Origin of the sequence: Butyricimonas faecalis, from assembly GCF_003991565.1 — a bacterium.
Taxonomy (GTDB): Bacteria; Bacteroidota; Bacteroidia; order Bacteroidales; family Marinifilaceae; genus Butyricimonas; species Butyricimonas faecalis.
Genome location: NZ_CP032819.1, coordinates 4,403,649 through 4,418,808 on the forward strand (window position 1 = coordinate 4,403,649; position 15,160 = coordinate 4,418,808).

Consider the following 15,160-nt stretch of genomic DNA (forward strand, 5'->3'; position numbering starts at 1 on the left):
TATGAAGATAAAGGTAATTATATTGTTTTTATTTGTTTTTTCTCTTTGTGCTTGTTTTGACGACAAGGGAAATTACGATTATCGTGAAATGGCAGAGATCACGATAGAAAATATTCCGGAGTTAATCGAAGTTTTAGGTAGCTCGGATCATATCGTGGTGAAACCAAAAGTGATTTCTCCTTCTAAAGAAGAAATCACGGAGGATAACCCTAATTTTGAATTTAATTACAAGATTGAGTTAAAGGCGGGAGGAACAATTGTATCCGGGCAAAGGTGGGTGGACTTGAATCCGATGAAAAAGTTGTACTTGGACACATTGGCGGCATTCGTCGCGAACACGTATGTCGGCTGGTTCTCCGTGATGGACAAGCGTTCGGGTGTACAGACTTCTGCTATGTTTGAGGTAAAAGTTGCTTCCCCAACTTACGAGGGGTGGATGATTCTTTGTGATGAGGGGGCTCAAAAACGCGTGCGAATGGATATGATTTCGGTGATCTCTGCAGAGCGGACTGTTCCGGCTTATGATATTTTAACTCCATTGGGTTTACCGGAATTGAAACAGGCCGCGGGAATCGGTTTTTATCCGACGCTGTACTCGAATCCTTCCGATATTATATACGTGATGTCGGGAGAGGGTACATTTAAAATAGACCGGGAGACGTTTAAGACGGATGCTTCATGGGATATAAATAATGTTGATTTTGTTATTCCTCGGGTGGGTGAAAATGTGATTTTTTATACATCCGTGAATGGTAGCAATGCGGCAGGGGCTCTTGCCTGTCTTTGTGTGACAGATGTTGGGAATGCTTATGCCCAAGTGCTTGATTACGGAGGGGCTGCGTTTGAATATCCCGTGAATACTTCAGCACGGGGAGCTACTCCCGAGTACCGGGTAGCCCCATATATCGGAGTGAGTTTGGCTCGTCCGGGGCGCAGTTCGACAGCTTTATTTTACGACGTGGATAATCAACGATTCGTGGGATGGAAGTACGGTTCTGATGCAGATGGCATGCAAATATTGACCCCGGTGCCAGATCCGGATGACGCTTTGTTCAGTTTCAGAGCGGGTATGGAGCTCGTGTACATGGAAAGTACTCGTTATTCCAATGGTCTGGTTTATGCAATTTTGCAGGATGATGCGGGAAAGCGTTGTATTTACGGGATCAACATGTCAGGTAACGGTTTTGTGCAGGAGGCAAAGTACGAGAACTTGAACGCCCCGGATTTTGACAAGGCAACGAGTTTTGCCTTTCATTCCCAGTTCCCTTACATGTTCTATGCCGTGGGCAACAAGGTGTACTTGCATAACTTGGGGACGAACGTGACGTACCCGATGGATAATATAGCGTTGGGGGATAACGAGGAAGTGACAATGTTGAAGTTTAACCTGTACAGGCAGTGTTCGTTGGCTGACTTGAGCAACCAATCGGATGAGTTTATGGCCCGGCAGTACGAGTTGATGGTGGGTTCTTATAATCATTCAGCTTCGGATAATAACGGTGGCAGGTTGGGATTTTACCCGGTGGACGGGGTGAATAACAGCGTGACGAAAAGGACGGAATACGAGGGGTTCGCTAGAATAAAGGATGTGGTGTACCGTGAGCGGAGGTAAGTGATTTGACAATTATGATGTAAGGAGAGGGAGATGGGAATGTCTCCCTCTCAAAGTTCAATGCCTTTTTGTCTTTGGGATGAAGTACCGGTTCATTCTCTGTTTATAATGTGACGCTTAAGAACAGGAGTAAATTCTGTAATTTCTTTTTCAATATCTGTTTTCCCCGTTTTTTATAGGCTTTAACGGAGTCGATTGTCAAATGGAGTTGTGCGGCGATGGCTTCATTGGATTCCCCGGAGAGGCTTAATTTATAGATCTCTTGTATTTTTTCGGGCAGTTCGGTGATGGCTTTGTGCATGAGAAAGTATACTTCTTCTTCAATGATGGCATCGAGGAAAAATTCTTCCGTATCATTTGCGACTTGTGGATCTTGCAGGTAACGTTCCTGTGCTTTTTTGCCTCGGATATAGTTTAGGCTGCGATGTTTGATAGACGTGAAGAGAAATGATTTTAAGGAAACGATATCGGGAAATGATTTTTTGTTACGGTATAATTCGTATATGACATCATTGACAATATCCTCGGCGATCATTTCTTCTTTGACGTATTGCTGTGCAAAAGAACCTAATATTTGATAATACTCTTTAAAGAAAAAACGGTATGCTTCTTCCTCTCCGGCGCAAAGCCGTTTTAGCCAATCTTGCTGCTCTGTTTTGGATATCATGTTGTTTTATTGCATGGGCAAATATAGGAATATATTTAATGGCCTTTCCTTGGATTATCTTAAAAAAGTATACTTTTTTTTTGACACTTTCGTTTATAGGTAGTGTTCTACTCATGAAAAACGGAAGGATACATGAAAAATACTTTTGAAATAGCACGAATTATCCATGATTATTTACTCGGGGAAATATCCGAGGAGGAGCAACGTCTTTTGGATGAATGGGTGCGGCAGAGCGAGAGGCACCGGGAAATGTTGATAGGTTTTCGTGGTCGGGAGTATTGGGATAGGAAGGAACGGGGGCATCGGGCGTTTAGTTTTGAAAAAGGGTATCGGAAATTTGAGGCAAGAAAGAGACGGGAAGTGAGACGTGCGAGATGGATGCGGGTGGCGATGGTTGCTGCCGTGGTTTGTTGTGTGGTGAGTGGTTCTGTTTTTTGGTTATGGAGATCCGAACGACAGGGAAAGCATGAGATTGCCCGGGTGGAAATTCCGATTGTTCCGGGTGAGCGTCGGGCCGTGTTGGTTTTGGATAACGGGCAACGGGTGAAATTGTCCGGTGGGTCTGAGTTGAAAGTAGAGGAAAAATCTACCGTGATTTCGATAAAAGATAACCATATTGTTTATTCAAGAGAAGATTCGTTGAAAATAGAGGCTGTGAACCGGGTATATACTCCCCGGGGAGGCGAGTATAGCTTGGAATTGTCAGACGGAACGATCGTGTGGTTAAATGCCGAGAGTGAATTATCTTATCCCGTGCGGTTTAAAAATGATTGCAGGGAAGTGGAGGTTAACGGAGAAGCTTATTTCGAAGTGGCTAAGTGTGTTGACAGGCCGTTTATCGTGAACGCGAACGGGATGAGGATCCGGGTATTGGGCACCTCTTTTAACGTGCGGGCGTATGAGGGGGAAGAGCGGCAAACAACTTTAGTCGAGGGGTGCGTGGAAGTCGCTTACGGGGAGCAGCGAGTGAAAATAAATCCGGGACAGCAGGTGGCATTGAATAACGGGCATCTGGAGGTGCGGCAGGTAGATATTCATATTTACTCGGGATGGAAAAGCGGGCGTTTTGTATTTGAGGATCATCCGTTGGCTGAAGTGTTACGAGAGTTGGAGCGATGGTATGATGTGCAGATTGTGGTTGAAGATGAAAGGGTTGAACAGTTGAAATTCACGAGTGATTTTCCGCGTTACGAGGATATAGATAAGGTTTTGGATATTATAGAGCTGGCAACTTGCGTCAAGTTTGAAGTGCGGGGACGAACAATTACAGTACGAATGGCTGAATAATTGAAACGTGTTAAAATAAAAATAGGGAAGTGCTGAGAACACTCCCCTAGCTTTAGGTGTACCTAATAAATTCATAAAATTTAATGAGAACAAAATTATGAAAAAAAATGAGAATTATGATGTCGGATGTTGTTTTTACATCATGAAAAGGTTGTTTTTGGGTATTTTACTCGTCTTTTTTTCCATTTTCAATGGGCAGGCGCAAAAGAAAGAGGTGCGAGTTACCTTGGATGTAAAGGGGAACTCGTTGCAGCAGGTGTTTAAAGAGATAACGCGGCAAACGGGTTATAAATTCGTGTATAGCAGTTCTCTTTTGCCGGAGAACGTGAAGGTGTCGTTGACGGTGAAAAATGAGACATTGGAGAGGACGTTGGAACTTTGTTTGAAGGGCACGGATTTGGGGTTTAAAGTTGAAGAATCTCACGTGATTATTTCTCCTCGGTTACCCAAAGAGCAGAATATGAACGTGACGGTTTACGAGGGAACGGTTGTTGATGTGAATGGCGATGGGGTGCCGGGTGTGACTATCGTGCTGAAGGGAACCAGTCAAGGAGTTGCGACGAATGCGGAAGGTCGTTTTGAAATGGCTGTCCCCGAAGGAGAAGATCAAGTGCTGGTGTTCTCTTTTGTCGGGATGAAAACCGTCGAGGTAAAACTGAAAAATCAGAAGAACTTACAGGTAACGCTGGAAGATGATGTGACAGAAGTAGAAGAGGTGGTGGTGAACGGTTTGTTCACTCAAAACAGGAATAGTTACACGGGAGCGGTGTCCACGGTAAAAGGGGAGGATTTGTTGCGTGTGTCCCAAACGAATTTCTTTCAGGCTTTGTCTATATTGACTCCCGGTTTAAGAATCGTGGAGAATAATGAACAAGGGTCTAACCCGAATTACATTCCGGAGATTATCATTCGGGGAACCACTTCTATTGCCAGTCAAGGGGAGCTTGGATTGAATCGTCCGTTGATTATTTTGGACGGGGTTGAGATCACCTTGGAGCAACTGTACGATTTGGATATGTACGAGATAGACCGGGTGGATGTGTTGAAAGATGCTTCTGCCACGGCGTTGTACGGGGACAAGGCTGCCAACGGGGTGATTGTCGTACAGCGCAAGAAGGTAACGGATAGCAAATTGCGGGTGCGTTACAATTTCGTACCGAACGTGCAATTCCCGGACGTGTCGTCTTTTAACCTGTGTAATGCAGAGCAAAAGTTGGAGTTGGAGAGATTATACGGGGAGTATGTCGATGCGAAAGGGGAAAAAGACGAGGAATATAATCGGAAATACCAATTGGTAAAGTCCGGGGTAAACACGGATTGGAAATCAAAACCGTTGCGAAATTCGTGGTCTTTCAAACACTCTTTGGCTGTGACCGGACGAGGGGGTGGGGTTGATTACGGTATTAATTTGAGTTACGGGGATACGCGCGGGGTGATGAAAGGAGATTTTCATCAAACTTATGGTATCGGTTTTTATTTTTCCTATAACGTGGCTGAAAAATTGAATTTGAATTATCGTTCGAATTGGACGGAAACGGATTCTAAAAATTCTCCTTACGGTTCTTTTGCCGATTTTGTGAAGATTAATCCTTATGATGCGCCTAAAGATGAATATGGAAACTGGAATGAATCGTTGTCTTTCGGCTTCCGGAATCCCTTGTACGATGCAACAACAGGTGGTTTTAGTAAAAGTACCATCAAGAATTTTACGAATTCTCTGGGTGCACGTTGGGATATCATTAAAAATCTTTACGCGACAGGAACTTTTTCTTATACGCAATCCAATACGCAGAGTGACGTGTACGATTCTCCCACTTCATCCACGTGGTCGGATAAACTGGAAAAATCACAGAAGGGTAGTTATACTATTACCGGAAGTAAAGGAAATTCGTGGAGTTTGACTTATGCATTGAATTATAGTAAGTTATTTGGAGAAGATAATACAACTATATTAAGTTTACACGGTGGGGGAACGGCCTCGCATAATCGTCGATCTAATTTCTCCTTTTTGGGGGTTGGATTTTTGAAACCCGAGTTTGATGACTTGAGTTATGCATCTTCGTATCCCGCAAGTGGAAAGCCTTCCGGGACAGAGACGATTTCTACTTCTGTCGGTTGGTACGTGAATCTGAATTTTATTTACGATAATCGTTATTTTGTAGACGGCTCTTTTCGAACTTCCGGGGGATCGAATTACGGGACGGATAATCTTTACTCTCCTTATTGGAGTTGTGGTGTCGGTTGGAATGCTCAGAATGAGGCATTTCTGAAAGATTCTTGGGTGGATTTATTGCGTTTTCGCTTAAGCGTGGGGTACGTGGGCAGTTCTAACTTCGGGGGAATAAAACCCATGACGATTTATCAATACGATCCGGAGAATACGTATTACACGGGATTGGGGGCGATACCTAGTTCGATGGGAAATGACCAGCTAAAGGCTCAACGTACGCTGACTTGGAACGGGGGAGTGGGAATTTCTCTTTTTGATGGCAGGGTGGATGTGAATTTGGATGGTTACAAGCAGATATCGAAAGATTTGCTGTTGTCTATTTCTTTACCGCCTTCTGCCGGGATTTCCAGTACGATGGCTAATTTGGGCGAAAGTGAAAACTGGGGAATAGAATGGTCTGTTTCCGGTCAAATCATCAAAAAAACGGATATGTTTTGGAGAATTACCCTCAATGGAAGTAAGACAAGAAACAAGATTACCAAGATCAGTAGTAGTTTAAAACGACAGAACTCGGAGAATCGGGATGAGGTTACTTTATCGTCTCCTAAGTTCCAATATGAAGAGGGGGAATCGCAAGACGCCATTTATGCCGTGCGTTCCAAGGGAATTGATCCGGCAACGGGACAAGAGATATTTATCAAGAAGGATGGAACTTACACGTTTAAATTTGATCCACAAGATAAGGTGGCGGTTGGAATCTCGGTGCCTAAAATGCAGGGTAGCATCATGTCTTCCTTCGCGTGGAAATCCGTTTCGGTGAATATGGCTCTATCTTATACTTGGGGTGGAGATATATATAATTCCACCCGTGCGGCAAAAATTGAAAATATTGATTACCGGGTAAATGTGGATAAACGGGCTTTCACGGAACGATGGAAAAAAGCGGGGGATGTGGTGGATTATATAAGAATAGATCCGAATATGCCTTATAATCATTCGGAACGTTTCGTGGAGAGACAGAATGAGTTGTATTTATCTTCCTTGGGAATTAATTATGACGTAAATCCCTCGTGGGTACGCCGAATCGGGTTGAAAAAATTAATGGTCGGGGTGACGTTCTCCGATGTATTGCGCTTATCGACCGTGAAATATGAGAGGGGAACCAGTTATCCTTATATGCGAGGATTTAATTTTACAATAAGTCCAACATTTTAATATGATGAGAATGATGAAAATATATGTTTTGATATTAGGATTGGCCCTTGGAATGTGGTCTTGTGATGATTTCCTGACTGTCCGTCCGAAGTCGGATATTTTGGAAAGTGATTTATTTGCCACGTCTGTGGGTGTGGAAGATGCTTTGTATGGTGTTTATGCCAAATTGGGACAGAGTGCATTGTACGGGGAGGATATGACGTGGGGTGTGGTCGATTTGATGGCACAATATTTTTTGTTGAACACGAATCATGGTAGTGATCGTTATGCTGTCGCGCAGTTTTCTCACGAGAACACAGATGCGCGAGCTCGATATGGTGCGATGTGGATTCAGATGTACCAAACGATCGGTTACACGAACAATTTGATTAATGCTTTATCGGCTAAGGATGAAAATTCGATGAGGTATTATTCCATTTACTTGGGAGAAGCTTTGGGAGTACGCGCTTTTTTGCATTTTGATTTGGTTCGATTGTTTGCCCCGCACGTGGCAAGGGAGCCGGAAGCTAGGGGAATACCTTATGTGCGGCAATGGACTCCTTTGGTAACCTCTTTTAGCACGGTGGCTGAGGTATATGCGTCCGTGATTAAGGACTTGAAAGAATCCGAACGCTTTTTGACAAAGGGAATGGAAAAAATGGATGGAGGAAATGATTTTACGAATACACCGCTGATTCATTTTAACCTGTATGCTTGTCAGGCCACGCTGGCCCGGGTGTATTGGATGAAAGAGGATATGGATAGTGCTGCCATCTATGCGCGTAAAGTAATCGAGAGTGAGAAATTCCAGTTGGCGCAACCCACGGAAATAAAAGAACTCACGGCGCAAATTATTGCGAAAAAAGAGGGAATATGGGGTATCTATAATAATCAGTTGACGGAAACATATCAGAAGGTTTTTTACGGTATTTTCAAAACAGGACTGGACGGAACGTTGTATCCGAACGCTCTTTACACGTTGTTTGATGATTTGTACCCGAGTGGCGTGGATGTGGGAAACGAAATGCGGGTGGGATGGATTCGGAAAAAAACGGGTGACGCTGAAGCTAAAGATTACTTTATGAAATTGCTTTTGGAGAGCAATATGACAGCCTCTCTACTGGACTATGGAGGTGGCATTGCCGGAATTAATATGATCCGTTTGCCCGAAATGTATCTGATTATGGCGGAGGCTTTGTTGGAAAAAGATCCGGATTTGGCCAGGGATTATTTTGATACTTTTATTGCCTCCCGCGGGTTGAATAAATTTAAAGATCGGGGAAAAGCTCTGACACAGGATGATATTAACCGGGAACGTAAAAAAGAGTTCTTCGGGGAAGGACAAGAGTTTTACAACATGAAACGGCAGATGAGAGAAGTGTATTTGACCGCGACCTCGCCTTATACGCTTCTGACGGGGACAGAAGAGTTGTACACGCTTTTAATTCCGGATTCGGAATTTGAATACAGGTATGATGACGAAGAGGAAAGTGACATAAATTAAAATAGGACGAATTATGAAACATATAAATAGTATCAATTGGTGGATTGTTTTGGGAATTGTATTGTTTAGTGCTTGTAGCCGTGATTACCTGAGATATGATACTAGTCAGAAAGATGGAGCATATTGGACGTTGGTCGGGGATTCTCTCCCCTATGGATTTAGTTCTACATATCTTATCGATTCCACGTCTTTAAACATATACATTCAGGTCATGGGAATGCCGCGAGATTATGATCGGGCGGTAGGCGTGGAATTGATAGATTCTTTAACGACGGGAGAAGAAAATATTCACTATTTTCTCGGAAAAGAGGCGATAGTGAAAGCCGGAGAGGTGGAAACTTCGTTGCCTTTAACCTTATATCGGAATCGGGATCCCGAGGCTTCTTTTAAGCGTGTCTCGATCGGATTCCGGCTGAAAGCAAATGAGGATTTTGACCTGGTTCCGGGAATGGGTGGTAGTGCCCCTTATCGGGTTATCCTTCAATTACAGCAGGTGGCACGCCCCGGGTGGTGGAGTGATACATATTTGGGTAGTTTTTCGGAAGAGTTGTATGGGGCATTCATGAAACAGTTAGCAAGTCTGGAAACAACAAATCCGACTATCTACAAAACGTTGTATAGTTATCTTTCCGGGTGGAATGCCTCGTATATTTGGCAAAATTACGAGTATGTGACAGTAAAATATATTGTACATCCTTTATATGACTATTATCAGGAGAATCCGCATCCGGATGTGAATATTCCAATGCCGAAATATTAATTGTAAATTATAAGAAGTTATGAAAAGAATAGTTTTATATATACTGACCTCTTTGGCTTGCTTGGGAATATGGCAATCTTGTATTGATGATGAGTCGGTTGGGGTGATTCGGGAGTTGTCGTTGATTCATATAGAAGCGGCTCAAGATACTTTTTACGTGGATTTCGGACTAGATTCGAAGATTGAGGCTTCTATAACTCAATCGGGAGAAGGAAACATGACTTATGAATGGTCGTGGGGTGCCGTAAATGATGCCGGGAAAATAGTGGATTCTCTTCAGGTTATTTCAAAGGATCCCGTGTTGCATTATGCCTTTCGGAAATTGGGACAATTTAAAGTGCGTTTACGTGTGACGAATGAAGATGGAAGTGGTTTTTATTATTTTCACCTTTTTGTTCGAACTCCTTTTCAAGAGGGGTTGCTGGTGTTGAGCGAGAATGAAAATCATGTGGGAAGAACGTCCTTTTTGCGTACGAAAGGACCGCAAGACGTGGTTACGGGAGAGGAAGAGTTTATGCTGAACGCTTGTGAGGAAGTAAATCCGGAAATTGTGTTGAATCATCCGCGAGACGTGTCGTGGTATAAACAGAAATTACTTGTGATATCAGATGGAGGAAAAGTGATTCACGAATATGATAAGGTGACTTTCGATTATCTGAACTCTATTCGGGTTGATCAGGAATATTCGGAAGCTAGCTTGCGTGCGTTTGTTCTCGTTGAGAATAGTCCTGTGTACAAGTCGTTGGCTTGGGGAGGGGACAAGAAAATATGGTCCATTGATTATGAATTGGGACTTGTAACACCGAATACGGGGTCTTTTACCGAGGAAAAATATGATAAAGTTTATTTTCAAGGTGGTAGGAATGCGTTGTTCGTGAATTTTGAAGAATCTTATCTTAATCATGTATTTAGTGTGTCATTCCCGAATCAAAGGTTTTCAAGTGATGAAATTTTCAAAGGGCAGTATATCGTGAATTTCATGGCGGATGAGGGAAATAGATTGCACGTGATAACTACCGATCCGGAAAATCCATTGTCTGTGACGATAACTTATTTTGATGATATGACAGCTCGGGCCGGATTGTTCAATTATAAAGGAGCTTTTCAAAATCCCAAAACATCATCGTATCTGGCTACACAACCCATCACGTTGACCCGGGAAACCGTGATGTTGACCAATAACACGTATTATTTGACTTTTTATGCCGAAGGGAATAAATTGTACGAGTGGATATATAAAGGTTTCACGTTGCCGGAAACGCCTCTTATGACGTTAGACGGAGAAATTACATGTATGCAGTTGAGTTCGGACGAAAAATATGTTTATTTGGGAATATGGAATCCGGGGGCGGAAGAGGAGTTGAAGGGGAGTATTTATATTCTGGAAATGGATACGAAAAAGATCGTTCGGGAATACCGGGGAGTGGCGGATAAACCGTTGAAAATATTCTATAAGAAAGATAGTTAAACGAATTTTTTTGCACGGGAGAGACGTGGAATATCCCTCCCGTGCAAAAATTTATCCCTCCAATGAAGAGGTTTGTATGAGTATCATGTTATGAATTGAAAGATATGAAAGTATTGTTTATTATAGTTTGTATGCTGGTAAGCATGGACTTTTCTTTTGCTGCTTGTTGGGGAGAGAATGTGGATGAGGTCGTGGCAAAAGAGAACGAGGTAAATACTCCGGGTAAGAAATTGAAACCGGGAGATCCTTCTCCTGATTTTTTGGCGGTGGATACCAGTGGACGGAAGTTTTCATTGAAGAATTTGAAAGGTAAGTACGTGTATATTGATCTTTGGGCGACGTGGTGTTCTCCTTGTAAGGCGGAAATTCCTCACCTTCAACGGTTGGAAAGGTTGTTTAAGAGGAAAAGGATCGTTTTCGTGAGCATCTCTTGCGATGATGACAGGGAGGCATGGTTGAATTATCTTCGGCGTAACAAGATGGGTGGGATACAGTTGAATTTTGACGGGAATCCGATGTTTCGGGGAGCGTACGGGGTGAAAGCCATTCCTCGTTTTATCTTGTTGGATAAAAAGGGGCGGGTGATTGATCCGGATATGACAAGACCATCTGATCCGGAAACAGACGAGACATTACGTGCATTAAAGGGAATTTGATATGTTTGGAAAAAGAGGGATGAGGTTGGTTTTTACCCTGTTGTCGGTTGTCGCTTTCGCGAGCGTGGAGGCTGCCTTGCAACAAGATACCGTGAAGGGGGAAGAACAACCGGTTGTTTTGTTGAAAAAAGGGGATAAAATGCCGGATTATGTTTTTAAGGATTTGAACGGTAAACGAGTCTCGTTAAAAAGTTTCCGGGGAAAATACGTGTATATCGATCTTTGGGCGACATGGTGTACCTCCTGCATAGAGCAAACTCCTTATTTTGAAAAGTTAGAGGAGGAATTCCATAATAAGAAGATTGTATTCGTGAGTATTTCCGTGGATCGTCATCGAGAGGTTTGGGAGCGGTTGGTGAAAGCGGAGAAAAAGAGAATTTTGCAATGGGTGTGTCCGGAGGGAGAAAAGGCTCCTATTTTAAGAGATTTCGGGATTTTGACTATTCCCCGTTTTATACTGTTGGATAAGAAAGGACGGATACTGGAAAGTAATTTCGGTATGCCTGCTTGGTCCCAGACAGAAAAGGCGTTGTCCGAATTGGATGGTATTTGAAAATGATAAAATATTGAATGAGTGGATATGAGTATAAAAAAGATATGGTGTGGTGTCGTGTTATTGGTGTGTTTGTTTCCCGCGATCGCTTTGGCGGAACGGGATGTAAACGAGTATGAATACGTGATATTGGCCGGTAAGACCGTGCGGGAGGATGCGGGATGGAATAAGGTGATCGAGGTGTTGAAAAAACGACATGATGCATTCGTTATCCCTTTTGAGAGCTGGCCGGAGGAGGCGTTGCCTGCTTTAAAGAAGGCGAATCCCCGGTATGTGGCCGTGGTAGAGAAAGCGGAGAATATTACCGCCGAGTATATTAAAATGATGCATAAAATAAACCGTAAGATGAGTTCGGGTATTTTTGGAACTTTTCTATGGGGAATTATCACGGGATATGATGCGGAGAGTGCTATGCGTATGATTGAAGATGCTAAAACTCCTATGATTATCCGTTCGGCGTTAAGCACTGCCCCGGAAATGGAATATACATCGAGTTTTGATAAATGTGTCGTGATAGATCCTAATATAAAGAGTAATGCTTTTTCTAGACATATATCGGCATTTCAAGATGCACTGGCTAATGCAGATCCGGAATTTGCACGACAGGTTGAACACTTGAATAAAGTGATATCGGAAAAAAGAGAAGGTGGGCAGCCTGTTGATGATTCTCTTTTATTGTTACAGAAAGAATTTAGGGAGAAACTTCAAGTGGATCGTTATTTGCAAAAAACTAGGGTTATGGCTGTTTGGAAAGAAAAACAAAGGAAAAACGACACGTTGGCAGCCTATGAGATTATTACAGATTCGTTGTTGAATAAGTTTTTGGATTTATACGGACAATTGGATCCGAATTTGTTGTTGACTTGTTCTTATGGAATGGAGGAACTGAAGATTGTTAAGGCTCAAAATTATGCTATCCGGGTGGATCACGGAAAGTTATATGCGGATTCGAAACAAGGGAAGTTGTATTTCCCGCGGGGGAGTAATCGTCGGGTGTATTTGGCCATGGGAAACTACGGGGGTGCTACTTTTGAAAAATCAGATAATTTGGTGACCGCTTGGATCAAGGACGGTAACGTGAGTGCTTTGGCCGGGTATAGTGTTCCCGAATGGCACGGGCAAGCCGGATGGGGAACTTGGAAATTCTGGATGACTGATCCGGGACGATACACTCTTGCGGAGGCCGTGTACTTGAATACTCAGTTTATATTGAGTCGTTTGCATGAATGGAATCCGAAATTTTTGACGATTGATTATCCGGAAACGGATAACGTGGGACGTGATTATCAGGAAAGTCTCGCGACTGTCGGGCGGGCAACAGAACAGGAATTGGTCACGTTAAACCAAATGGGGTATTTGTATGACCGGGATGTGTTTGTGTATTACGGTGATCCCAAGTGGGATGTGCGCTTGAATGGAGAAGGAAAAAAGATGTATTATGAAGTTACCGGAAAACGGAAAGGTAAAAAATATGTGCTGACTATTCAAACGGATGGGCAATTCCGACGTCAACAGATGACGGGCAATTATTATATGGAGAAACCGGATCCTTTTAATGCAGCTACGATAGGTCGGTTGCCTTTTTCGTATTTTTTTCCGGAGAGGCTGAAAGGTGCGAAACTGGCCAAGAAATTGAAGTTTGAGGGAACGGTGGAGGTGAATGATAATTTTATTTTTATCTATGATTGTTTTTTCGAACCGAACGAGACGTATAAAGTTGTGCTTTCTGTAGAGTGATAAATGAATTTTGATATGAAGAAAATAGGATTAATAAGTTTGGTTTGTTGGTTCTTTTCCCCGTTTTGCCTGATGGCGCAGGGGGTGAACGAAGCGAAGGATTCTGTAAATGTAGAAAAGGTTGATATCTTCAATGTGCTGATGAAAGCAATGGAAAATCAGCGACAGGAAGTTAATAAACAGATTGAAAAAGAGCTTGCTCCGGGAACGGAGGCACCGGATTTTAATTATCCGGATATGAAAGGGAAAATGTATTCATTAAAAGATTTTAAGGGGAAATACGTGTATATAGATGTGTGGGCCACGTGGTGTGGGCCTTGTTGCAAAGAGATTCCTTATTTGAAAGAGTTGGAAAAGAAGATGAGGAAAAAAAAGATTGTTTTTGTCAGTCTTTCCTGTGACGAAAACCCGTCAGTATGGAAGGAAATGGTGAAAAAGGAAAAATTGGGCGGAATTCAGTTGCATATGGGGCGAGACATGAAGTTCCGGGAGGCTTACGGTATTACAGCTATTCCCCGTTTTATTTTGTTGGATAAAGAGGGAAAGATCGTGAATGCAACAATGACTCGTCCATCCGATCCGCAAACGGAAAAGGTTTTCAATGCGTTGAATGGGATTTGAGGGTTGTCAAGTGTATTTGTGTGTTGTAATGAGTTGTAATCTAGATTTGATGTACAACTCATTATAATACAATAATTTCAAAGAAATCATGTACAGGTAGCATTTTGATTGTCATATCCTCTTTTTCGAATAAATCACTTTGATTAAGGGTAACAATATATCCTTCTTTCAAACCCAAATTTTGCATGGCTCCTAATAGACCGTTGAATTCTCTGTCGAAATTCTCGTCATTTATAGTTAAGCATACTTGTATAGCTTCTTTTACTGTATTTTTTTCCATCGTGATAAAATCACATTCTCCTTTATCCTTATAATAGAAAATATGCTTGTATTTTCGACGTAGGTGTAAGAATATAAGATTCTCTAAACGTCGACCCATATTGTCGCTTATTGATATGGAGTTTTCCGTATATAACCCCATGTCCATAATATATACTTTTTTCGGATTACGTGCTTGAACTTTTAATGAATGATTGAATATCGGAACAAATTCAAGTAAATAAGCATCTTGCAGGAATGAAAAATATTCTAAGAAAGTTGCGGGAGATTTTATGTCAAACATGCCGACTAATCTCTACGAAGTAATTGTAAAAGGAGGGTGCTTTTCCCACACCGGCGTATTCCTGTAATGATCGTTGCAAATGAATTTGCAATAGGTATATCCACAAGTGCATCACGGGTAAATCCCGTATCTTGTTTCAGAAAAGTCTCCTTTTGTGAATTTATTACTAAGGCGATTTCTTCTTGCCTTGTCTTTAATTGAATTTCTTTCAACACAAATATAAGATATCTTTCAATATAATGAAAGAAGTTACAAGGAAAGGTGTTCAAATTTCTTGTTGTATGAAATCGGTTTGCAAATAAAGTATAGTGAGTGTTAATTGGGAGAAAGGTGAGAGTAAAGTTCATACGGGGGTTGGCCGAGAGTGTT

The 15,160-nt window shown here is 42.3% G+C and carries 12 protein-coding genes; 10 read left to right on the plus strand and 2 right to left on the minus strand.

The window, feature by feature from the left end:
• Position 1 precedes the first annotated feature (1 nt).
• Entirely contained in the window at positions 2 to 1,612 is a 1,611-nt protein-coding gene (locus D8S85_RS18785; protein WP_158641645.1) for a PKD-like family lipoprotein, read from the plus strand.
• Positions 1,613 to 1,715: 103 nt separating this feature from the next.
• On the opposite strand, the gene D8S85_RS18790 is transcribed toward D8S85_RS18785, so the two are convergent.
• A complete protein-coding gene (locus D8S85_RS18790) occupies positions 1,716 to 2,279 on the minus strand; it encodes a sigma-70 family RNA polymerase sigma factor (RefSeq protein WP_106482012.1) in 564 nt (187 codons plus the stop codon).
• A gap of 132 nt (positions 2,280 to 2,411) precedes the next feature.
• Here D8S85_RS18790 and D8S85_RS18795 point away from each other — a divergent pair, with 132 nt between their 5' ends.
• The 9 genes from D8S85_RS18795 (at position 2,412) to D8S85_RS18835 (ending at position 14,229) form a co-directional block, all read left to right on the plus strand.
• The gene (locus D8S85_RS18795) at positions 2,412 to 3,566 is read left to right on the plus strand and encodes a FecR family protein (RefSeq protein ID WP_106482013.1); all 1,155 of its coding nucleotides are present in this window, start codon (positions 2,412 to 2,414) and stop codon (positions 3,564 to 3,566) included.
• A 97-nt stretch (positions 3,567 to 3,663) separates the two neighbouring features.
• Complete coding sequence (locus D8S85_RS18800; RefSeq protein ID WP_127075505.1) at positions 3,664 to 6,951, plus strand: SusC/RagA family TonB-linked outer membrane protein; 3,288 nt, start codon at positions 3,664 to 3,666, stop codon at positions 6,949 to 6,951.
• 10 nt (positions 6,952 to 6,961) lie between these two features.
• Positions 6,962 to 8,434, plus strand: a complete 1,473-nt coding sequence (locus D8S85_RS18805) for a RagB/SusD family nutrient uptake outer membrane protein (RefSeq protein WP_158641646.1) — start codon at positions 6,962 to 6,964, stop codon at positions 8,432 to 8,434.
• 13 nt (positions 8,435 to 8,447) lie between these two features.
• Positions 8,448 to 9,194, plus strand: coding sequence for a DUF4843 domain-containing protein (locus tag D8S85_RS18810; protein ID WP_106482019.1), 747 nt, complete (start codon positions 8,448 to 8,450; stop codon positions 9,192 to 9,194).
• Between the two features lie 19 nt (positions 9,195 to 9,213).
• Positions 9,214 to 10,662: a hypothetical protein gene (locus D8S85_RS18815; RefSeq protein ID WP_106482020.1), complete on the plus strand. Its 1,449-nt coding sequence runs from the start codon at positions 9,214 to 9,216 to the stop codon at positions 10,660 to 10,662.
• 104 nt (positions 10,663 to 10,766) lie between these two features.
• Positions 10,767 to 11,318 (plus strand): TlpA family protein disulfide reductase, encoded by a 552-nt coding sequence (locus D8S85_RS18820; protein ID WP_106482021.1) that lies wholly within the window; start codon positions 10,767 to 10,769, stop codon positions 11,316 to 11,318.
• 1 nt (position 11,319) lies between these two features.
• Entirely contained in the window at positions 11,320 to 11,871 is a 552-nt protein-coding gene (locus D8S85_RS18825; RefSeq protein ID WP_106482023.1) for a TlpA family protein disulfide reductase, read from the plus strand.
• A 27-nt stretch (positions 11,872 to 11,898) separates the two neighbouring features.
• Complete coding sequence (locus D8S85_RS18830) at positions 11,899 to 13,608, plus strand: hypothetical protein (protein ID WP_106482025.1); 1,710 nt, start codon at positions 11,899 to 11,901, stop codon at positions 13,606 to 13,608.
• Positions 13,609 to 13,623: 15 nt separating this feature from the next.
• On the plus strand, positions 13,624 to 14,229 hold the full coding sequence (locus tag D8S85_RS18835; RefSeq protein ID WP_228423272.1) for a TlpA family protein disulfide reductase: 606 nt from the start codon (positions 13,624 to 13,626) through the stop codon (positions 14,227 to 14,229).
• A gap of 61 nt (positions 14,230 to 14,290) precedes the next feature.
• Here D8S85_RS18835 and D8S85_RS22060 read toward each other — a convergent pair whose 3' ends face one another.
• Positions 14,291 to 14,791, minus strand: a complete 501-nt coding sequence (locus D8S85_RS22060) for a DUF4143 domain-containing protein (protein WP_228423273.1) — start codon at positions 14,789 to 14,791, stop codon at positions 14,291 to 14,293.
• Positions 14,792 to 15,160: the final 369 nt, after the last annotated feature.

Excerpts from the sequence above, each read along its gene's own strand:
- D8S85_RS18785 (WP_158641645.1), top strand. The coding sequence starts at position 2 with ATGAAGATAAAGGTAATTATATTGTTTTTATTTGTTTTTTCTCTTTGT.
- D8S85_RS18790 (WP_106482012.1), bottom strand. The coding sequence starts at position 2,279 with ATGATATCCAAAACAGAGCAGCAAGATTGGCTAAAACGGCTTTGCGCC.
- D8S85_RS18795 (WP_106482013.1), top strand. The coding sequence starts at position 2,412 with ATGAAAAATACTTTTGAAATAGCACGAATTATCCATGATTATTTACTC.
- D8S85_RS18800 (WP_127075505.1), top strand. The coding sequence starts at position 3,664 with ATGAAAAAAAATGAGAATTATGATGTCGGATGTTGTTTTTACATCATG.
- D8S85_RS18805 (WP_158641646.1), top strand. The coding sequence starts at position 6,962 with ATGATGAAAATATATGTTTTGATATTAGGATTGGCCCTTGGAATGTGG.
- D8S85_RS18810 (WP_106482019.1), top strand. The coding sequence starts at position 8,448 with ATGAAACATATAAATAGTATCAATTGGTGGATTGTTTTGGGAATTGTA.
- D8S85_RS18815 (WP_106482020.1), top strand. The coding sequence starts at position 9,214 with ATGAAAAGAATAGTTTTATATATACTGACCTCTTTGGCTTGCTTGGGA.
- D8S85_RS18820 (WP_106482021.1), top strand. The coding sequence starts at position 10,767 with ATGAAAGTATTGTTTATTATAGTTTGTATGCTGGTAAGCATGGACTTT.
- D8S85_RS18825 (WP_106482023.1), top strand. The coding sequence starts at position 11,320 with ATGTTTGGAAAAAGAGGGATGAGGTTGGTTTTTACCCTGTTGTCGGTT.
- D8S85_RS18830 (WP_106482025.1), top strand. The coding sequence starts at position 11,899 with ATGAGTATAAAAAAGATATGGTGTGGTGTCGTGTTATTGGTGTGTTTG.
- D8S85_RS18835 (WP_228423272.1), top strand. The coding sequence starts at position 13,624 with ATGAAGAAAATAGGATTAATAAGTTTGGTTTGTTGGTTCTTTTCCCCG.
- D8S85_RS22060 (WP_228423273.1), bottom strand. The coding sequence starts at position 14,791 with ATGTTTGACATAAAATCTCCCGCAACTTTCTTAGAATATTTTTCATTC.